Annotated in this window: 17 protein-coding genes and 1 riboswitch; of the genes, 15 read left to right on the top strand and 2 right to left on the bottom strand. The window is 53.4% G+C overall.

The annotated features are described in order from the left end of the window. Nucleotides 1–5: 5 nt before the first annotated feature. From ABJI30_RS09555 to ABJI30_RS09490, 14 genes are all read left to right on the top strand, one after another. A complete protein-coding gene (locus ABJI30_RS09555) occupies nucleotides 6–872 on the top strand; it encodes an FtsQ-type POTRA domain-containing protein (protein WP_348017961.1) in 867 nt (288 codons plus the stop codon). Between the two features lie 41 nt (nucleotides 873–913). Further along, nucleotides 914–2,173: a cell division protein FtsA gene (gene ftsA / locus ABJI30_RS09550; protein ID WP_348017960.1), complete on the top strand. Its 1,260-nt coding sequence runs from the start codon at nucleotides 914–916 to the stop codon at nucleotides 2,171–2,173. Nucleotides 2,174–2,277: 104 nt separating this feature from the next. Then, the gene (ftsZ, locus tag ABJI30_RS09545; protein ID WP_348017959.1) at nucleotides 2,278–3,813 is read left to right on the top strand and encodes a cell division protein FtsZ; all 1,536 of its coding nucleotides are present in this window, start codon (nucleotides 2,278–2,280) and stop codon (nucleotides 3,811–3,813) included. Nucleotides 3,814–3,948: 135 nt separating this feature from the next. After that, on the top strand, nucleotides 3,949–5,778 hold the full coding sequence (locus ABJI30_RS09540; protein WP_348017958.1) for an SPOR domain-containing protein: 1,830 nt from the start codon (nucleotides 3,949–3,951) through the stop codon (nucleotides 5,776–5,778). A gap of 10 nt (nucleotides 5,779–5,788) precedes the next feature. Continuing rightward, nucleotides 5,789–6,955, top strand: coding sequence for a deoxyguanosinetriphosphate triphosphohydrolase (locus tag ABJI30_RS09535; RefSeq protein ID WP_348018171.1), 1,167 nt, complete (start codon nucleotides 5,789–5,791; stop codon nucleotides 6,953–6,955). Further along, nucleotides 6,948–7,607, top strand: coding sequence for an NAD(P)H-binding protein (locus tag ABJI30_RS09530; RefSeq protein ID WP_348017957.1), 660 nt, complete (start codon nucleotides 6,948–6,950; stop codon nucleotides 7,605–7,607). Before ABJI30_RS09535 ends, ABJI30_RS09530 begins: the two co-directional genes overlap by 8 nt. A 115-nt stretch (nucleotides 7,608–7,722) precedes the next feature. After that, nucleotides 7,723–7,824: riboswitch (glycine riboswitch) on the top strand. 161 nt (nucleotides 7,825–7,985) lie between these two features. Beyond that, nucleotides 7,986–9,128 (top strand): glycine cleavage system aminomethyltransferase GcvT, encoded by a 1,143-nt coding sequence (gcvT, locus tag ABJI30_RS09525; protein ID WP_348017956.1) that lies wholly within the window; start codon nucleotides 7,986–7,988, stop codon nucleotides 9,126–9,128. Nucleotides 9,129–9,150: 22 nt separating this feature from the next. Further along, nucleotides 9,151–9,522, top strand: a complete 372-nt coding sequence (gcvH, locus tag ABJI30_RS09520; protein ID WP_348017955.1) for a glycine cleavage system protein GcvH — start codon at nucleotides 9,151–9,153, stop codon at nucleotides 9,520–9,522. A 107-nt stretch (nucleotides 9,523–9,629) separates the two neighbouring features. Next, nucleotides 9,630–10,988, top strand: coding sequence for an aminomethyl-transferring glycine dehydrogenase subunit GcvPA (gcvPA, locus tag ABJI30_RS09515; protein WP_348017954.1), 1,359 nt, complete (start codon nucleotides 9,630–9,632; stop codon nucleotides 10,986–10,988). Beyond that, nucleotides 10,985–12,568 (top strand): aminomethyl-transferring glycine dehydrogenase subunit GcvPB, encoded by a 1,584-nt coding sequence (gcvPB, locus tag ABJI30_RS09510; protein ID WP_348017953.1) that lies wholly within the window; start codon nucleotides 10,985–10,987, stop codon nucleotides 12,566–12,568. The genes gcvPA and gcvPB overlap by 4 nt, the downstream gene beginning before the upstream one ends. Next, nucleotides 12,565–13,542 carry a bile acid:sodium symporter family protein gene (locus ABJI30_RS09505; RefSeq protein WP_348017952.1) on the top strand — a complete coding sequence of 326 codons (978 nt, stop codon included), beginning with the start codon at nucleotides 12,565–12,567 and terminating at the stop codon, nucleotides 13,540–13,542. The genes gcvPB and ABJI30_RS09505 overlap by 4 nt, the downstream gene beginning before the upstream one ends. Further along, on the top strand, nucleotides 13,539–14,177 hold the full coding sequence (locus ABJI30_RS09500; protein ID WP_348017951.1) for a DUF938 domain-containing protein: 639 nt from the start codon (nucleotides 13,539–13,541) through the stop codon (nucleotides 14,175–14,177). The genes ABJI30_RS09505 and ABJI30_RS09500 overlap by 4 nt, the downstream gene beginning before the upstream one ends. A gap of 55 nt (nucleotides 14,178–14,232) precedes the next feature. Continuing rightward, nucleotides 14,233–15,825: a long-chain-fatty-acid--CoA ligase gene (locus ABJI30_RS09495; protein ID WP_348017950.1), complete on the top strand. Its 1,593-nt coding sequence runs from the start codon at nucleotides 14,233–14,235 to the stop codon at nucleotides 15,823–15,825. 146 nt (nucleotides 15,826–15,971) lie between these two features. Further along, nucleotides 15,972–17,267, top strand: a complete 1,296-nt coding sequence (locus ABJI30_RS09490; protein WP_348017949.1) for an HD-GYP domain-containing protein — start codon at nucleotides 15,972–15,974, stop codon at nucleotides 17,265–17,267. A 33-nt stretch (nucleotides 17,268–17,300) separates the two neighbouring features. Here the strand turns inward: ABJI30_RS09490 and ABJI30_RS09485 are convergent, their stop codons facing one another. Continuing rightward, the gene (locus ABJI30_RS09485) at nucleotides 17,301–17,903 is read right to left on the bottom strand and encodes a TetR/AcrR family transcriptional regulator (protein ID WP_348017948.1); all 603 of its coding nucleotides are present in this window, start codon (nucleotides 17,901–17,903) and stop codon (nucleotides 17,301–17,303) included. Nucleotides 17,904–18,020: 117 nt separating this feature from the next. On the opposite strand from ABJI30_RS09485, the gene ABJI30_RS09480 reads away from it, so the two are divergent. Next, on the top strand, nucleotides 18,021–18,338 hold the full coding sequence (locus tag ABJI30_RS09480; RefSeq protein WP_348017947.1) for a YciI family protein: 318 nt from the start codon (nucleotides 18,021–18,023) through the stop codon (nucleotides 18,336–18,338). Between the two features lie 90 nt (nucleotides 18,339–18,428). On the opposite strand, the gene ABJI30_RS09475 is transcribed toward ABJI30_RS09480, so the two are convergent. After that, entirely contained in the window at nucleotides 18,429–21,188 is a 2,760-nt protein-coding gene (locus ABJI30_RS09475) for a DUF3857 domain-containing protein (RefSeq protein WP_348017946.1), read from the bottom strand. Between the last annotated feature and the right edge of the window lie 16 nt (nucleotides 21,189–21,204).

Raw genomic sequence — 21,204 nt, 5'->3', positions numbered from 1 at the left:
CACAAATGAAGCGCACAAACAAAAAGACAAAAGGCAAGCCGCGCAAGTCAAACCGCAAAAAAGTGCGTCAGGTTTCGATTCTGGATCGAATGATCCGTGCATTGCCGGTAACCGAGGCGCAAATTCAAAAAGGCCTGACCTGGGGATTGATCGGAGTCTTCATCCTCGGTGCATTTAGCGTGGGTCACTATTCGGGAATTAATCAGCGTGTCAGCTCGGAATTGGCATCTGCAGTAGGGTCTGCCGGCTTTGAGGTCAAACGGGTCGAAGTCACGGGGATCAACCGGATCGACGAACTGAAAGTATACGAGATCACTCTGGCTCAGAAAGACCGGTCAATGATGCTGGTTGATATTGATCAGGTGCGCGATGATTTGCTCGGCAATGGCTGGATCAAGGAAGCTCGGATATCCCGGCGTTTGCCGGATACACTGGTGGTGGAGATTACCGAGCGGGAGCCAGCAGCCGTGTGGCAGCGCGATGGAAAGCTGTCGTTGATCGATCAGACCGGCTTCCCGCTTGAGGATATCAGTAAGGAAAACCTCCCCGATCTGCCAGTCGTTGTTGGCCGAAAGGCGAACAAGCAGGTTCCGGAACTGACTGCCTTGCTCGATGCCGCTCCGGCACTGCGTCCGATGATTACCGGGGCGACATGGATCGGGAACAGACGCTGGAATCTTGAATTTGACAGCGGTGAAACGCTGGCACTGCCAGAAGGACGTGATACGGCAGCTGCAGCTCTGCTCAACTTCGCACGAATGGACGGGGTGAACCGGTTGCTCGGGCGCGGAGTGGTTCACTTTGACTTGCGCGACGCAGAACGCGCATATCTGAGGATGCCGCCAAAGAAGAACAGCGAACCGGAAAGTTGACCGGATCCATTCGCACTGAATACAGAAGAGGGACTATCTAAATGACCGCACGGGTGGAAAAAATATTTACCGCTTTGGATATTGGATCATCCAAGATCACGGCGATGATTGCCGGCAGGATGGACAATGGGGAACTGGCGGTTTTGGGAACCGGACAGCGCGCCAGTACCGGCGTGAAGCGCGGTTATATCGCTGATACCGAAAAAACCGAACTGGATGTGCGTGATGCAGTCGAGCAGGCGGAACGGATTGCCGGAACCAATATTGATGATGTCTGGGTCAGCTTCTCTGCAGGCGGCCTGAGCAGCATGCTGACCTCGGTTGAAACGGAACTGGGTGGTCACAGAATCGAACAGGATGATATTGATCATCTTCTGGATGCCGGCCGCAAAAGCATTGATCCGCAGGGCAAGATGGTTCTGCATGCGCAGCCCGCGCTGTACACATTGGACGGTCTAAACGGGGTAAAAAAACCCAAAGGGCTTCATGCTGATCGGTTGGGTGTCGACATCCATGTTATTCTGGCTGACGGGTCGCCGGTTCGCAATATAGATATGAGCGTCCGGGGCGCGCATCTGAATGTGAAGTCCATTGTCGCTTCGCCGATTGCGACGGGCACGGCCTGTCTTTCGAAAGAAGAACGCGAATTGGGTGTAGCGCTCGTCGAACTGGGCGCCGAAGTCACCAATATTTCGTTGTTTGCTGGCGGGATGCTGGTCGGTTTGCAGACGCTGCCATATGGTGCTGCTGACATTACCGATGATATCGCGTCATCCTTTGGCATGCGCCGCGCGCAAGCCGAACGGATCAAGTGTTTCTATGGTTCCGCCACCACCAGCCCGCGTGACAATCACGATGTGATCGAACTGGATCCGGAGACAAAGACCGAAGAAACAGATGAAGATGGACGGATTACGCGCGCGCAACTGATTGCCGTAATCCGTCAGCGGCTGGATCACCTGGTTGGTGAAATCGGCCAGTCACTCAAGGGTCTTGGATTTACCGGGCCAGTGGGCCGGCAAGTCGTTCTGACCGGCGGTGGTGCTGAATTGAAGGGGATAGCGGACTATGCCCAATCCGCACTGGGACAGACGGTTCGCATTGGACGTCCACTTGGTCTGAACGCGCTGCCGGAAGCTCATAGCGGTCCGGCTTTTGCCGGATTGGCAGGACTGGTGCTTTATGCTGCAGAAGAACCGGTCGATCTCAGATCGCTTTCCGGACCCTATCAGAGCGTACATAAATATGCCGGTTCCGCCGTAATTGGGCGGCTTATGTCAGCGATCCGGGGGAATTTTTAAAATTTTACCAAAAAAATTAACTTTTCGGGTGATTCCGATGACAAAAATGTGCAAAGCGTTACCCAAATGATACACTACTATATTATGTCTTGGGAGACAGTGAGATGAGCATCAATATTGGCCCGCCCGAAGTAGAGGAACTGAAACCGCGGATTGCCGTGATCGGCGTTGGCGGCGCGGGTGGCAATGCCATCGCAAACATGATCGCAGCAAAGGTCGAGGGCGTCGATTTTGTTGTCAGCAACACTGATGCGCAATCACTCAACAGCTCTCCGGCCGAGCGCCGGATTCAGCTTGGCCCTGACATTACACAGGGTTTGGGGGCAGGGTCTCGTCCAGAAGTTGGCCGCGCTGCTGCCGAAGAAACGATTGATCTGGTCGAGCAGGCTCTGGAAGGCACGCATATGTGCTTCATCGCTGCGGGCATGGGCGGCGGTACCGGAACGGGTGCTGCGCCAGTTATCGCCAAGGCTGCACGCGACCGCGGTATTTTGACCGTTGGTGTCGTCACCAAACCATTTACATTTGAAGGCACTCGGCGGATGAAATCCGCAGAAGCCGGTATTGAAGAATTACAAAAGAATGTCGATACGCTGATCGTCATTCCCAACCAAAATCTGTTTCTGGTGGCGAATCCCAATACCACTTTCAAGGAAGCCTTCCTGCTCGCAGACGAAGTTCTGCAACAAGGCGTTCGCGGAATCACAGACCTCATGGTCATGCCTGGCCTGATCAATCTCGACTTTGCTGACGTGCGCAGTGTGATGCACGAAATGGGCAAGGCAATGATGGGTACCGGTGAAGCAGAAGGCGACGGCCGGGCTCTTGAAGCGGCAGAAAAAGCGATTGCCAACCCGCTGCTGGACGGTGTTTCGATGCAGGGAGCCAAAGGTGTCATCGTTTCGATCACGGGCGGCGAAGACATGCGTCTGATGGAAGTCGACGAAGCAGCCAACCACATTCGTGAACTGGTTGATCCTGACGCGAACATCATCTGGGGAAGCGCATTCAACGAGAACCTCGACGGACGGATTCGGGTATCTGTAGTTGCGACCGGCATCGATCATGACGCATCGCTTGCAGCGCCAGCACCGTCTTCCAGCTTTGCGATGAGCGCTCCGGCTCCAGCAGCGGAACCGGTTGTTCCTTCTTTCGCTTCTGAGGACGATGACGAACCAGCCGTGGAATCCGAAGAAGAACCATTGGAACTGGCAGAGGCTGTATCCGATGACGTTGCTGAGGAAATTGAAGAGGAAATTGCAGCGGCGGAAGAAGTTGAGGAAGCGGAGGACGTCGCGCCCACACCTGCGGCAACTTATGATGATGCCGGTGAGCAGCATGACAGCGCTGCGCCATCTTTCGCGTCTTTGACACCCGGTTCAGCTGAGGACAATGCACCAGAGGATGAACTCGTTCTTGGCGGCGATAGCGCCCAGGCGGTTGAAGAAGGGGATGCGACAGCAGCCCCTGGGTCTCCGGCGCCTCGGGTGGCAAGTGGCGGGGGAACTCTGTTTGAACGGATGTCCAATCTCACGCGCGGCGGATCAAAGGCCGAAGACGAAGATGATGGAGAAGCAGATGATGAATCTCGCGATCCTCTGGATATTCCCCGCTTCCTGAATCGCCAGAACAATCAATGACTGGATTGTTTTCGCAACCCAACGGAGATTAATATCCATGCGGGGCATCGGCGCTGGTCTGCAGAGAAGGGCAACCGGCCTCGCAAATATTCGTGCCTACTTGATTTTGAATCGATTTGAACGTCTAGAAAGTTCGTGAAACTGATCTCAAAATATGTGTTGCTGACCGGCCTGTCATTGCTGACCTTGGCCGGAATTGAAGCGCCTTCCGCAATGGCCCAAACCAACATTCGGGCGGGCACTGCGGAATTACAGGATGCACTGAAGCGCATTGCGCGCAACTCCAATGATTCATCGGCACTCGCAGATGCGGGACTCGCGGCTCTGAAGTTGGGAGATACGCGGGCAGCGATCGGATTTCTTGCCAAGGCGGATGAAATTTATCCTCGCAGTGGCCGCGTAAAAGCGGGTTTGGCCAGAGCTTTGCTCAAGGAAAAGAACCCGTTTGGGGCATTGCGTTATTTTGATGAGGCAATCGCCAATGGTGTTGCGGCTCACAGCATCGCTGCAGATCGCGGTCTGGCTTATGACTTGATCGGTCGCAACGAAGATGCGCAAAAAGACTATGAGCTGGCGTCACAGCATGACCCCAGCGATTTACTGTCCAGTCGACACGCAATCTCTCTTGGAATCAGCGGCAATATAGCGGCATCTGATGAAAAGCTTGCAAGTCTGCTGCAGAAAAGTGACCGCGGCGCCTGGCGGACCCGCGTGTTCATTCTGGCGATGAATGGCCAGACCAACGAAGCCAACAAAATTGCACGGCAGACGATGGCCAAAAGAATGGCGCAGGCGATCAAACCCTTTCTGGTCCGAATGCCAAAGCTTACGGCTGCCCAAAAGGCCGCCGCGGTCCATTTTGGACATTTCCCTGCCAGCGAGAATGTTGGGGTTGATGTCGCATCGGTGCGATATGCGGCCAACACTGCCGTGCGCGGTGGAGAAGGCGCTGATGCTGGATTGATTCCGCTGGGCAAGCCATTGGGCGAAGATGCAAACAAGCCCAGAGTGCTTGCCATGCCCGATCAGTCAGAAAGACGGCGTCCCGGAGTGAGCTCGACGGTCAAGGAAACGGAATCGGCGATAGCTGAAGGTAATTACGAACTGCTCGCAGATGGCCGCGGATTGCCAGCGCCAAGCGGTGTTCGCCCGCCAATCGTATCGGATAATTCTCGCTCTGTCGCGCAGAATGCAGCAGTTCCGAAACCGGTGGTGACGATGACCGAAAAAGAACGAGCCATCAAGAATGCCCAAAGCGCATCGCCGGGCTTTGAGACGGCAATCGGTCAGGGCACGGGAAGAGAGAATTCACCAGCTGTTGTCGCGCTTCCGCAGGTAGCCAGCGGCGCAGACACCAGCGGACCGCCCCTCGTCTCCCGTTCGGTGGAACGCAAAGTCAAAATTGGCAATGTTGAGCCACCTGCTGACAAGCCTGAAACTGTCACCAAACAGCCGGTCCAGCTGGTTAATTTTGATCTGGCGGAATCACTTCCGGATCGCGGTCCGCCGGCCAATAGCGGAGCCGAGAAAAAAGCACTTTCAGAGATAATCGGATCTATTGAGATTCCTGATTCCGAAAAAGCGTCCGGAGTCGTGCCAGTAGATCTCGCCGCCATCACACCTGCAAAACCGAAGGTCAAAGAAGTGGTGAAGGTGGAAGAAGCGAAACCGAAGAAAGTTGAGCCCAAACATCCGAAACGATTTTGGGTTCAGATTGCAACCGGTTCGAACATGAACGCCCTGAAATATGACTATCGCCGTTTTTCGAAAAAAAATACCGTTCTGTTCAAGGGCGTCGAAGGCTGGACTTCTCCATGGGGGCGAATGACGCGACTGGTCGTAGGACCATTTAGCGATCTGAAAGCCGCGAAAAAATTCGAGGCTGGCTACAGGAAAACTGGCGGAGACGGATTCGCCTGGGTCAGTGCCAATGGCACAGAAGTCAAAAAGCTCGCTGCAAAATGATTCAACCGGGATGATGTCGCTTGTTAGCTATGCATCTCATCCGGCTGAAAGTCGGGGACGCCTGCACAATGAAGCGCGTGGGCCGGTTCCCAATCTAATACGCGGACCGCGAGATGATTTTCAGCGTGACAGGGATCGCATAATCCACTCCATCGCATTTCGCAGATTGCGACATAAAACGCAGGTTTTCGTTGCGCCGGACGGCGATCATTTCAGGGTCAGATTGACGCATAGCCTTGAAGTCGCGCAAATCGGCAGGACAATTGCGCGTGCTCTGGGATTGAATGAAGATCTGACCGAGGCATTGTGTCTGGCTCACGATATTGGTCATCCTCCTTTCGGGCATGCCGGAGAAGATGCCCTGGAAGAAGCGCTGGATGGATTTGGCGGATTTGATCACAATGCCCAGACAATCAGAACCCTGTCCCGGCTTGAACGCCCTTATCCGCGCTGGGATGGTCTTAATCTGACTTGGGAAATGCTGGAAGGTCTCGCCAAGCACAATGGCCCGATTGAGAATCCGCCATGGGCATTGGCTCAGGCCAATGAAGATTTTGATCTGGACTTGACCAGCTGGCCCTCGCTGGAAGCCCAGATTGCGGCAGTTGCCGACGATATTGCCTATGACAATCACGACATTGATGATGGCATACGGGCCGGTCTCCTGACGGTAGACCAGCTGTTGGAATTGCCTTTCATAGCGGAACGCTGGGAAGCGATCTGCTCCAGTTTCCCGGATGTGGCAAAGGATCGTCTGGTACCAGAGCTGGTACGCGACCAGATTGGTCTGATGGTCAATGACGTGATCGAGACGACCACAAGGCGAATAGAGGAATCCGGAGTAAAAACCGCTGACGACATTCGCGCTGCCGGGATGATGATTGGCGGTTTTTCCGAAGCAATGGCAGCAAAGGAACGAATGCTGAAAGGCTTTATGTATGCCAATCTCTACAACCACCCCGAACAACTCAACGCTGCTGAAACGGCGCGCTTGGTTGTGTCGGATCTGGTGAAGGCATATTGCGCTGATCCTGCCCTCATGCCGGATAGCTGGGCCGCCATGCTTCCCGCACAAGAGCCCGAACGCATGCGCCATATTGCGGATTTTCTGGCCGGTATGACGGACCGATATGCTACCACCTGTCATGCCCGTATTTATGGAGAAAATCATGGCTGATCCGATAGTGATCGTCGGTGCCACCGGCTTGATCGGCAGTTTGCTTGTCCGGCAATTGCGCGACGACAATGGCTTTGATGATGTCCATGTGATTGTCCGGGAAAAGCGCGACATAAATTATGACGGCGTGACAGTGCATGTTGCACCGTCTGTGAAATGGTCTGAAATAATTGCTGAAATTCAACCCCATGCCATTGTTTCCTGCCTCGGATCGACAATGAAAAAAGCAGGCTCGAAAAATGCCTTTGCGGCAGTGGATCGTGATCTGGTCAGCGCATTAGCCAAGGCGGCAAAGAACGCCGGTGCAAAACACATGATCGCCGTTTCATCGACCATGGCCAATTCCTATGCCTCTAGCTATTATCTGAAGATCAAGGGGCAGGCGGAAGACAAAATGCGAGCGCAGCGTTTTGATCGGCTGGACCTGATCCGTCCCGGGCTGTTGCGGGGCGAACGAACCAATGATCAGCGCGCAGGGGAAAGCTTCGCTATCGCCGTGAGCCCGTTGATGGACAAGCTCCTCCACGGGTCTTTTCGCCGTTATCGATCAATTGATGCTTCTGCCGTTGCCAAAGCGATGGTGGTGCTGCTCAACGAGCAGAAACCGGGGCAGTTTATCCACGAAAATGATGAAATTTGGGACCTGAATTAGCTGGTAAACTGCGCGGGCTTTTCAAAGCCATTTTTTGTATCGAATCATTGACTCCCCCATCAACGTCATCCACTCATGAATCTGCTTTTTGATCGGCGCTTTCGGGCGAGGATCACGAGGTATTGCGGGAGAGCGTTTTTCTGTCCCACCGGACATAAAGACCGCCGAAGGAGCAACCGCCCCGGAAACTCTCAGGCTACTGGACCGCAATCGTCTCACAAGCACTCTGGAAAGAGAGCGGATGGCCATAATGGCTGACGCTCCACCGAAGGGGTAAGTGCCGGACCAGTTCCGCCATGAAACTCTCAGGTTCCGTGACAGAGGGGGCAGTTTTGCAGGGCTTTGCTGTGAGCTGTCTTATGTCTGAGCGGAAATTTAATGAGTGAAACCACTGAAAATCTGAAACAATTGCCACTCGGTGACTGGCACCGAAATCTTGGCGCGCGGATGGTGCCTTTTGCGGGCTATGAAATGCCGGTGCAATATGAAGGCGTAATGGCCGAACATCTCTGGACGCGCGAAAATGCAGGTCTTTTTGATGTCAGCCACATGGGACAGGTCCAGTTGATCGGCGAAGGTGCTGCTGAGGCGCTGGAGGCGATTACCCCGGGCAATCTGTCTGCGCTGGGTGTGGGCAAAATCCGCTATACGTTGCTGCTCGCACAAGATGGCGGCATATTGGATGACTTGATGGTCACCAATGCCAGGAACGACCTCTATCTGGTCGTCAACGGCGCAACCAAGCATGACGATCTGGCTTACATGCGTGCGCAATTGCCTCCGAGTGTGACAATCAATCATCTGGAAGATGCGGCCTTGCTGGCTCTGCAAGGACCGAAGGCCGCGGAGGCGCTGGCAAAGCTGGGCATTCAACCACTGCAGGATGGTTGGCCGGTACCGACGGACCTGTACTTCATGGAAGCCGGACCATTTCTCTGGAATGATGTCCCTGTCGGGATCAGCCGGTCCGGTTATACCGGCGAAGACGGCTTTGAAATCAGTATCCCGGCAGATCATGCCGAAGCTTTTGCCACTGCATTGAATGGTCTGGATGAAGTATGCCCGATTGGTCTGGGGGCACGCGACAGTTTGCGGCTGGAGGCGGGGCTACCACTTTACGGGCATGACATGGGGCCAGAAATATTGCCGGTTGAGGCCAATCTGAATTTCGCACTTTCCAAAGTGCGCCGGGAAGAAGGCAATTTCGCCGGAGCTGAACGCGTGCTGGGGCAATATCCGGACAAGGCCGCTACCAAGCGTATTGGCTTGTTTGTCGAAGGACGCCAGCCTGTACGCGAAGGTGCAGATGTGGTGGATGCCGAAGGAAACATTGTGGGCAAGGTGACCAGCGGTGGTTTTTCACCAACACTGCAACGCCCGATCGCGATGGCCTATGTACCGATGGCTCTGTCGATCACTGGCACCGCTATTACGGTTGAGCAGCGCAAGAAGCAGATCGCCTGCACTGTCGCCGATATGCCCTTTGTACCGCATAACTATCACCGCAAACCAAAACTATGAACGACTGGAAGAGGACGAGATTATGAGCCGATATTTTACCGATGAGCATGAATGGATCGATGTCGAGGGGGAAACCGCTACGGTTGGCATTACCGACTATGCCCAAGAGCAGCTCGGCGACATAGTTTTTGTGGAAACGCCGGAAATTGGCGCGGAGCTGGCACAAGGTGACGATGCTGCGGTCGTTGAATCGGTAAAAGCGGCATCGGATGTCTATGCTCCGATATCCGGTACCGTAATCGAAGCCAATGACGCGCTGGAAGACGAACCTGCGCTCGTCAATAATTCTGCCGAAGAAGATGGCTGGTTTTTCCGGCTGACCTTGTCTGACAAGGACGAGTTGGCGGATCTGATGGATGAAAAGGCTTACAAGGCCTTTGTCGAGGAACTTTAATACGCCGGGCCAGCGAAGGCTGGCATCTCGAATGCGATGTATGAAAGCCAGTTGGTTTTTCCCGAGGCCCCAGTCTTTGCTGGGGTGACGCAAACAAGGAATATATGATGCGTTATCTGCCCCTTACACCCAATGATCGTCAGGATATGCTGGCTACAATCGGTGCGAAGTCAATCGATGATCTGTTTGTTGATGTGCCCGCAAATGTGCAACTGGACGGGCCGATCAGGGATTTGCCAATGCACGCCGGTGAAATGGCAGTGGAAGCACATATGAAATCGCTGGCAAAACGCAACCATGCGGCGGGAGACATGCCATTTTTTCTCGGCGCGGGGGCGTATCGTCATCATGTTCCGGCGAGTGTGGATCATATTATTCAGCGCGGTGAATTTCTAACGGCCTACACTCCGTATCAGCCCGAGATCGCGCAGGGTACGTTGCAGACGCTGTTTGAATTCCAGACGCAAGTCGCGCGTCTGTTTGGCGTCGATGTCGCGAATGCGTCCATGTATGATGGCTCGACCGCCTGCTGGGAGGCCATCACCATGGCGCGGCGGATTACAAGACGCGGCAAGGCGATAATGTCATCCGGCTTGCACCCGCATTATGTGTCGGTCGCCAAAACCATGGCGCGCTTCACCAAGGATCAGCTCAGCTATACGGCTCCGGTTCTGGATGCTGCTACCGACGGGGCCGATCTTCTGGATCAGATTGACGACGATACAAGCTGTGTAGTGGTGCAATATCCAGATATACTGGGCCGGATCGACGACATATCGGCGCTGGCGGAGAAAGCCCATGCTCACAAGGCTTTGCTGGTTGCAGTGGTTACTGAGCCGGTTGCTCTCGGAGCGATTAAGTCGCCTGGTGAAATGGGTGCCGACATTGTCGTGGGCGAAGGTCAGTCGATTGGTGTCGGGCTGCAATTTGGCGGGCCATATGTTGGCCTGTTCGGGTGCAAACAGAAATATGTGCGTCAGATGCCCGGACGCTTGTGCGGGGAAACCGTGGATGCGGAAGGAAAGCGGGGTTTTGTTCTTACATTGTCGACCCGCGAACAGCATATCCGCCGGGAAAAGGCGACATCCAACATCTGCACCAATAGCGGGCTCTGCGCTCTGGCTTTCTCCGCTCACATGACTTTGCTGGGTGAAAAAGGTTTGCGGAAATTGGCGTTGCTAAATCACAAAAAGGCCGTCGCGGCTGCGGACAAATTGTCGAGAATTTCCGGTGTAACTTTGATGAATCACAGTTTTTTCAATGAGTTCACTCTTATTCTTGATAAAAGTTCCAGGGCCTTGGTACGCCGGCTGGCCGATCAGCGAATATTGGCTGGCGTGTCACTTGGTCGGTTGTACCCCGAGGAAGATGGTTTGTCGAAAGGTGTAATCGTTGCGGTTACCGAGACCACCAGTGACGAGGATGTCAATCAACTCGTTGCTGCACTTCAAGGAGAACTGGCATGAACATGCTCGCCAAAGGCCGACCGACCCGGCAGAATGAAAATGCGCGTTCGTCGAGTGATCCCGGACCTGCAACGTTCACGGGAAATCATGCCCTTATGGTCGATGAGCCATTGATTTTCGAAGCAGGGGCCTTTGATCAATCCGGTGTGGATCTGCCGGATCCCCCATTTGTTGAAAATCGCCTTGGCGGAATGGACCGGGATTCCGAAATCGCCATTCCGGGTCTGTCTGAAGCTGAGACTGTTCGGCATTATACCCGGCTCAGCAGACAGAATTATGCGATTGATGTCGGACTGTTTCCGCTGGGCAGTTGCACCATGAAGCACAACCCGCGATTGAACGAAAAAATGGCCCGGTTGAAAGGCTTTGCGGATATTCATCCACTGCAGCCCATGCACAGTGTACAAGGTGCTTTGGAAACGATCTATCAATTGGCGGAGTGGCTCAAGACGCTGACCGGAATGCCCGCCGTGGCGATGAGCCCGAAAGCTGGTGCACATGGCGAATTATGCGGCATCCTGGCGATCCGCTCGGCTCTGGAAGCCCGCGGTGATGCCAGGGAAGTGATACTGGTTCCTGAAAGTGCGCATGGCACCAATCCGGCGACGGCAGCTTTTGCTGGATACAAGGTTGAAGATATTCCGGCCAACGGCGCAGGACGCGTTGATCTGGATGCGCTAAAGGCCCGATTGGGCCCAGATGTTGCAGGTGTCATGATCACGAATCCCAACACTTGCGGATTGTTCGAACCGGACATGAAGGCGATTTCGGATGCAGTTCATGCTGCTGGCGGTCTGGTCTATTGCGACGGGGCGAATTTCAATGCGATTGTGGGCCGTGTCCGCCCGGGCGATCTGGGTATCGATGCAATGCACATCAATTTGCACAAGACGTTCTCGACCCCGCATGGCGGCGGTGGACCGGGATCTGGCCCGGTGGTTTTCTCTGAGGCGCTGGCGCCTTTTGCTCCGCTTCCCTTTGTCGAGAAAAAGGATAATGGCGATTTTTATCTGGTCGAGGAAGAAACCGCAGAAGACCATCATGACAATAGTTTTGGCCGAATGGTCGCGTTTCATGGGCAGATGGGCATGTTTACCCGTGCGCTGACCTATATGCTCAGTCACGGCGCCGACGGCTTGAAACAGGTTGCAGAAGATGCTGTGCTCAACGCCAATTATGTGCTGCGCAGCCTCGAGGATGTGCTGGACGCCCCCTTTGCCAGCTCGGGACCCTGCATGCATGAGGCCTTGTTTTCCGACAAGGGTTTTGCAAATGATCTGACAACGCTGGATCTCGCAAAAGGACTGATCGATGAAGGCTATCATCCGATGACCATGTATTTTCCGCTCGTGGTGCATGGCGCGATGCTGGTTGAGCCCACGGAGACTGAAAGCAAGGCAGCGATTGATCAGTTTATCGGAGCTTTGCGCTCGGTCGCCGAACGCGCCCAGTCGGGCGATGAACTGCTCAAATCCGCACCTCATTTCGCGCCGCGCCGCCGACTGGACGAAACACAGGCCGCACGCAAACCCATACTCGTCTGGAATGAGCCTGAAGAACTGGTTGAAGCGGCTGAATGATCCAGCGGCTGACCAGCCTGTTTGCACTGTGGACGGTGCTGGGAACCGCCTGGGCCTGGTTTGTCCCGGATCATTTTCTCTGGGTCGTTGACGGGCGTTTCCAGCCCATGGGGCAATCACTGGTCAGCGTGCTGCTCGGGATTATCATGCTGGGCATGGGGCTGACGCTTTCGTTCGATGATTTTCGGCGCATCGGGCGCATTCCAAAATGTGTGGCAGCCGGTGTGGCAATCCAATTTACGCTGATGCCTCTGGCCGGCATTTTGATCGCATCCGGCATGGAGCTGGAAGCAGGACTGGCAGTCGGAATCATCCTTGTATCTTGCTGTCCCGGCGGCACTGCTTCCAACGTGGTCGCTTATCTGGCCCGCGCCAATCTGGCGCTATCGGTGACCATGACAATGGCATCAACATTGATTGCGGTCATTGCAACCCCGCTGCTGACAGGTTGGCTTGCCGGAAAATTTGTAGAAATTGATCGCTGGAACCTATTTGTCAACATGGTGTCGATCGTACTTGTACCGGTTGTCGCGGGGGTTTTTCTCAATCGCTTCTTCCCGAAAATGACCAGCCGGATCAGCGTGATTTCACCACTTGCCTCCGTGATCGTTGTCGTCCTGATTGTGGGTGGTATCATCGCGGCTTCCAAGCCATTGATCGAAGAGCATTTCGGCCTGTTGTTGTTTGCGGTGTTGCTGCTTCATGTATTCGGTTTCTCACTCGGTTATTTGTTCACAAAGGTACTTGGTTTTGGCGTGGAAGAGCGCCGCACAATCAGTATCGAGGTCGGCATGCAAAATAGCGGGTTGGGGTCCAGTCTTGCATCCACGCCAACGTTCGCAGCACAATTTGCCAACCCGATGCAGGCGGCACTGGCACCGGTACCGAGTGCAATATCGGCCGTCTATCATGTCGTTATTGGCAGCTTCCTGGCCGCCGTCTGGCGCCGGCAAGCTTTGAAACATCAGCGATGACTGAATCGGGATCCGGACTGTTCCCCCAAACAGGGCTCGAAGCCCAACGCCATGCGCCTGCAACCTTGCGTAATCGGGATGCGATAGCCGCGGTGTTGCAGGACATATTGCCGGAGCAGGGCACGATCCTTGAAATCGCCAGCGGAACGGGCGAGCACGCAGTTTATTTTGGCCAGAAATTTCCGGGAATAACCATTCAACCCAGCGATCCCGATCCGGCAAACTGCCGTTCCATTCGTGCATGGACAAAGCGCGAAGCGATGACCAACATCTTGCCGCCACTTCCACTTGATGCGCTATCTGAAAATTGGGACGTGAGCGCTCCGGCTGCCATCCTGTGCATCAACATGATCCACATAAGCCCGTGGGAAGCGACAATTGGTTTGTTCGAAAAAGCAAAGCAGTTGCTGCAACCCGGCGCACCGCTTTTTCTTTACGGACCGTATTTCCGTGCAGATGTTCCTCCGGCACAGGGTAATCTCGATTTTGAACGCAGCCTCAAGAGCCGGAACCTGCAATGGGGCATAAGAGACGTGGCGGATATGGATGCGCTGGCGACAAAAACCGAATTCAGTCAGCATGATCTCATTGAAATGCCAGCCAATAATATTTCCCTTATCTATCGGAAACTATAGAACTATCGTCCTTGCCATGATTTAAGCGACCGCTTAACACCTTCTGCAAAACAAGATGGAGCTGGGGAAGATGGGCAAGGAAACACGAATTTGCATGGGGTCGTCCATTGCACATTGGGCGGCGAAGAATCCTGATAATATCGCGCTTGATGATTCCGCGGGTGCTCTGACCTATCGTGAACTTGATGTGCTGGTCACAGACTATGCCCGAGCAATGACCGGATCGGGATTGAAAAAGGGTGATCGGGTCTGCTGGCTCGGCAAGAATAGCGGACTCTATTTTACTCTATTTGCGGCCGCGAGTCGTGCAGGTCTGGTCATTGCTCCGATCGGCTGGCGACTGGCTGCACCGGAAGTCGCCTATGTTCTCAAGGATACAAAGGCACCGCTGCTGATCTGCCAGCCCGATTTCGCTGACGTTGCCAGAAATGCCGCGGAAGAGGCGGGAAGTGTCGAACAGATTCTGGTGGCCGGAGAAGCAGACGGTCTGCAATCACTGGATGAATGGCTGGTCAAGACGATGCCCGCTGATTTGCCGGAAACAGACTCCAGTGAAGGCGTGCTGCAGCTTTATACGTCGGGGACGACGGGCAATCCCAAAGGCGCGGTGCTGACAAATGACAACCTCTTTAAAATGAGGCCACTTGTCGAGAACAAACCGGAGCATGCATGGATTGACATAGGTCCTGAAGACAGCACGCTGGCGGTCATGCCATGTGCTCATATTGCCGGGTCCGGTATCGGGCCGATTGCATTTTATAATGGCGCAACGATGATGGTAATCCCCGAATTCACCCCTGATGCCGTGCTGGATTGCATCGACAAGGGACTCAACCAGTTTTTCCTTGTGCCGACCGCCCTGCAAATGCTGGTCAGCGTTCCGCGTGCACAAGATACCGACTTCAGCAAATTGCGCTCGGTTACTTACGGTGCTGCACCAATCCCTCTGGCGCTGCTGCAGCAATGCATCCAGACCATGCCCAACGCCCTGTTTTGCCAGCAATATGGCATGACCGAGACCACGGGCACCGTATGTATTTTGCCACCAGAGGATCATGATCCCGGCGGTAATGAGCGCATGCGCGGTATCGGCATTCCGTTGCCCGGAGTGGAGATGAAGATCGTCGATGAGAATCGCAACGAAGTCACGCCCGGCACAATTGGCGAAATAGCGACCCGATCCGGCCTGAACATGCTGCACTATTTCAACAACACCGCTAAAACTGCAGAGACGGTGGATGAAAATGGCTGGCTCTATACCGGCGACGCCGCGATCATGGATGAAGACGGCTATTTCTACATCAAGGACCGGGTGAAAGACATGATCATCTCCGGCGGCGAGAATGTCTACCCGGCAGAAGTCGAAAATGCGATCTTTGGCCACCCGCAGGTGAATGAAGTCGCAGTTATCGGTATTCCTGATCCAAAGTGGGGCGAGGCGGTCAAGGCGGTCGTGTCACCCAAGTCCGATGCTGGCGAAGTCGATACCGACAGCGTCATCGCCTGGGCTCGTGAACGGATAGCCGGATTCAAGGTTCCCAAGTCGGTGGATGTAATTCCGGAATTACCCCGAAATGCGAGTGGAAAGATTTTACGACGGGAATTGCGCGCGCCTTATTGGGAAGGGCAGGAGCGTGGGGTTAACTGAAGGAAAGTCAACGCCCGAGATGCTTTGAAGTTGCAACACGGATATTCCACGACCCGATACGAGCCAGTACATTTTTTTAGGCTAAAACGACGCTGATTCGTGCCGTTAACAGACATATTGGTCTGGTACATAAAGGTGTCAACGAAATGCTCCACAAAATCAAGACAAGCGATCTTGAACTGGGAATGTTCATCCATTCCATGGAGGGGTCCTGGTTCGAACATTCATTTTGGCGCTCCAGATTTGTTCTGAACGAAGCTGAGCAACTGGAAGCGCTGATGTCCGGTGAAGTGGGCTGGGTAACGATTGATGATGCCAGGGGCAAAGGATCGCCCGAGCACGCGCAGCGCAAAAGCCAACCGCCTGGTACAAAATTGGCGGTACGTTCAAGAAAACCGTCTCCGAAACAAAAGCAGCTTCCATCGGATCACCATCGATCATATTTGCCTCCATTGGCAGAACGGAGTGCAAAACGACTTTCTCCGCGCGAGCGTGCAGCAGAAATTCGCAAGGCATCCACCACGATCAAGCGTTCACGAACTGCCGTCATGGCACTGTTTGGGGATGCCCGACTTGGCAATGCGGTCAAATCCCGCAAAATAGCACCACTGGTGGAACGTATCTCCAGTTCGGTCGATGTGGACCCCACCATCATTCTGAACATGGCAAGACTGAAGTCAAAGGATGAATATACCTATCTCCATTCGGTTGCTGTTTGTGCGCTGATGATCAACCTGGCGCGTCAAATGCGTGTGCCCGAAGCGCAGATCAACGATATCGGAATGGCGGGTATGCTTCACGATGTCGGCAAAATGGCAATTCCTGATGACATCTTGCTGAAGCCTGGAAAACTGGATGACACGGAGTGGGTGACGGTGCGCAACCATCCCCAAAGAGGCCACGACATTCTGTCGGCGTCAGAAGGCGTATCCGACATCGCGCTGGAGGTCTGCCTTCGGCATCACGAAAAAATGGATGGCACCGGTTATCCCGGCAAGATTCCGGCTTCCAGTCTCAGCCTGTTTACCCGTATGTCTGCCGTCTGTGATGTCTATGACGCGCTGACATCCCAGCGATCATATAACAAGCCGCTCTCGGCATCGCAGGCGCTTGCCAAGATGCAGTCATGGAAGGGACATTTTGACCAGCTCGTCCTGCGAAGTTTTGTCGAGAGCCTTGGAATATTGCCAATCGGGACGCTGGTGCGGATGGATCGGGATGAACTTGGCATTGTGATCGGAGAATCTCCGTCCGATTATGCTGCACCCATCGTTCGCACCTTTCATTCGCTCGACAAAGATTGTGCGATTGCTCCAAAAGACATCGACACCGGTCGAAGTAAGACACGACGGCTACTTGCAGAAGAACATCCTGATGACTGGGGATTTATCGACTGGATCAATCTCTCCGCGGACCTGATAAATTCCAAACCGGCTGACTGAAACCGCCGGAGAATTTTTCCCGTTCTGAGCCCATTAGCGCGATGGTGACGCCTGTTCAAACTGGCCCAGCGCAAAACTCTGCGCGGCCATCCGCACTTCCTCGGCGAGATCCGAATCCGGCAAAGATCGGGCGATGACCATCCCGCCGACACACAAGGCTGCCAGAGACAGAGCCTGTTCACGGCCGCCTGTCTTTCCATCAGCCATTCCGTTTTCGAACAGCCCGACCATCGCTTGCAGCAATTGCTGATAGGAAGCCTGTACGTCAGGATTGGAGCGCGCAATATCAGAGGGAAGCGCGATCATCGGACATTGGCCGTCAATATCTCCCAGATGTTCCGGCGAAAGATATCCCATTATCATCTGGCGCATAATAACATGGCCGGGGCTGGCAGGATCGACGCCGGCATCCTTGCGCCACTCGGCACCACGTCCGTGCAGAAAGCTGGATACTGCGGCCTGATAGAGTTCTTCCTTGTTTTTGAAGTGATTATAGAAGCCGCCACGGGTCATTCCGGCTCTTTCCATCACCCGGTCGATCGTCACGTCCTGAAAGCCGTGGCGATTGAATAAAATGCGGGCCGCCTCAACAATCCTCGCGCGGCTCCGCTGCTTGTGTTCTGCGCTATATGGCATGGAACTGTCTCCTTGGAACATCGCCTAACATAGATTTAAAAATGTTCTTTAACATATTTAGATCGCCGCAATAAGGGGCGAGCCAACAAACTTCCAAACCCCAAAAGGAGAATGAAAATGCAGAAATTTATCCTCGCGTATCACGGCGGCCCCAGTGCGATGTCACCGGAAGAAGGTCAGAAACACATGGCAGACTGGATGGCCTGGATGGATGGCCTTGGCGATGCCGTGATTGACCGGGGCGTGGCGGTCGGGCAATCGACGACTGTCGGCCCCGACGGCGTAAGCGATGATGGTGGACCGAATCCTTTGTCCGGTATCACGACCATAGAAGCAGCGGATCTGGCTGCAGCTATAGAAATGACCAAGATATCCCCGCATATCACCATGGGTGGAACCATTGAAATTGCTCCGGTGATGGACATGTCGATGTAGGAAAAGAAGTCCACGTTCGCGGTCCTCTGTCTGAATCATCTATTCACTGACCGGGGCCGCGAACGCATCAATAGATCCACTGGTCTGAATTCAGTTGATGAATTTGCTCCAGTACCAGCCCGCATATTTATAGTGAAACCTGGCAGCTTTCATGTCGTTTTCAGACTTGAGTTTGTTCCCCAGTTTGCCATGTGCGGCAGCCCTCAAATGATAAACATACCCGTAATTGTCATTGGCTTTTACAGCTTTGTCGAGATCATTGACGACCAGATCATAATTGCCTTGGCGGTAATGAACCAGTGCCCGGATAAAGTGAAAATAAGAACTGCGTTGCGACAGCTCGATCACATTCGTGCAATCTTCAAGCGCCAGATCAAGGTCAATTTTCTCCATCATCCGCAACAGACAGCGGTCAGCCAGATAAGTTGCGCTATCGGGTTCCTCGTCGACAAGAGTATTCATCATTTCCAGGGCCTGATCGAACCTTCCCTCTGCCTGCAAAATTTCAATCTGCAGAGAGTCTGCACTGGTGTCGCTCAAGCCGTCTTTTTTGGCGTTTTCCAGAACCAAATTTGCCTCGTCATATTTTCCGTCACGCACGTGAAGCCTGATAATTTCGAGCAATGCGTCGAAATATGCCGGTTTGATCTCAGTTGCTTTCGTGTAACTGGCCAACGCAGATTCAGGATCAATGCCCAGTTGAAGATCACCAAGCCATTTGTAATTTTCAGAATTGGATTCAATGGCCAGCGCCGCCTTAAGGTCAGTGATCGCGCGCTCATAATCACCGATCGTCTGGAAAAAATAGGCCCGGTTCCGCAGCGGACCATCGTCATCAACCTTGGCAATCGCAACATGTCTGTCAAACGCCGCCTTGTGCTTTTCGATTCCGCTTGAGGCTTTGTAATTCTCGACTTCCAGCCAGGGGCCGGGCGCATCCGCTGGCAGAACAATTTCGACATCTTTTCGATTCAACAAGGCGAGCTTCTTTCTGGCTGGTTCAAACTCGGATGCCGGTAACTCCCAGCGATTCATGTAATATTCTTCGTCGGAAATGACTCTGGTGCCTTCTTTTCGCACAGAACGACTAAACTGATATCCACCAATTTCTTCGTTGACGTCAGTTCTGCCAAGCATTTCCGAATTTTCGTATCTCTCTGGCAATTCATAGATTGCCTGGTATTTGAAATAAATTGGATAGCTCAATTGTACCGGCAGATCGCGCAGTTCTTCCTTGTCGCGACTCTTCTGAATTTTGAAGGTACTGGGCATGCTCCAAAGCTCGTGCCTGCGCTTGTCGGATTTGGTTTTCCAGCCCAGATAAGCCAAACCTTTGGCTGTCAGATAGCCAGTCTCCAGTTCTTCATCATAAGTAAAATCTGATTCGGTTATCAGCCCCTCCAAAACATATTGAAGAGCCAGTTTTTCCCGAACTTCCTTCGTTTTCTCTGCTGATAACTGGGTAATTGCATCTTTCAGTTTTTGCGCATCGCTATCGCGCAAGGTCGCTTTAAGTTCAAATGGAGCCGGCAAATCCGTTCCAGCCGCCAGATCATAGGTAACTTTGGCCATCTGGTACGGGCGCCCGGGGCGACGGATGGGAATTTCTTCGAGGGCAGCATTTCTTTTTTGACTTGGTAATCCATAGCGATGCGTAGGTGAATCCGCCATGTCGGCAAGACGCGTTCCGCTGTGTGTGCCATCCAGCCAATATACTTTCCCATCCAGTTCGGCTTTCACGATGATATGGTTGAACGCCTGGAATGATGGAAGTCGTTCAGCGACCGCGTCCCGCTGTTTTGTGTTGACGAGCATGGGAACTGACTTGATCCCCAGCCGGCGCAACGCTGCCAAAAGCAAATAGGTCTTTGCTTTGCAGTCGCCATATCGCATCCGCCATGTATCTTCCGGGGTTTGTGGTGTGTAATTTCCAAATCCCATGCCGTTGTACAGATAACGAATTTTGTCTTGCACCAGACGCAATGCGAGGGCCATACGCTCCTTTTTGTCTGTAGTCTGTTCAGCAATTGCCTGAATTTCGAGATCCAGATCTCCGCCCGCCTCGATGCCATCATTTTCCGGGTAAAGCGCGGAATTAACCCGTGCAACGTCTGCCCATGACGCAAAGCTACTGACTTCAAAATAATTCTTCTTCTTAAAGCGCGCGGGAGCATTTTTCGGGATTTTGAAATCCTGATCTTTTGTTCGATATCCAAAATTCAGGATATTCCATCCGTTCTGACGGCTTTGCTCCGGTACAATATCCTCTTTCGATCCGCGCCATTTAATTTTCATTTTGTCCGGCCAGCGAACCAGCTGGCGCGTGAAATCAATATTGAAGTTTTCGCTCGTAAAACCCCCGATTGTTTGGACTCTGCCGGCCAACGCCTTATTCTGCGTGGTGATGGTAAAGCTCAGTCGGACGATATCACCAAGCTGCAAATCTTCGATCTGGGTGATCGTCGTAAGCATGCCATTGATCATTTGTCTTTCGAGATTTCTTTCCCGACGAATGACTTCAAAAACATCATCCTTTGCGGTCAGATCGATAAGTTGGGATCCGCGAACGATCTCATAGCGGTGAATGATCAAATCGCCTTGATCGGGATGCCATGACGGCCGGAACAGCGACATCATGCGCGACATCGTCTTGGCAGATTCTATTCGAACAGCAACATCCCGGTAGGAAGAAACCATTCCCGGATCGAGCTGCTTTTGCTGGTCAAGTATGACCAATAGCGCTTCGCTTTCAGGATTGTCTTCCAGTATTTGGTCGAGATTTGCTATCTGGACCCATTCTCCGGGCTTTGCAAATATCGGCTCTGCCGAAGCTTGCGCATTCGAGCTCATCAAAATTTGTATTATG

Origin of the sequence: Parasphingorhabdus sp. (assembly GCF_039968395.1) — a bacterium.
Taxonomy (GTDB): Bacteria; Pseudomonadota; Alphaproteobacteria; order Sphingomonadales; family Sphingomonadaceae; genus Parasphingorhabdus.
Note: the sequence above shows the minus strand (reverse complement) of the source record. Positions and strands in the feature narration are given on the sequence as shown.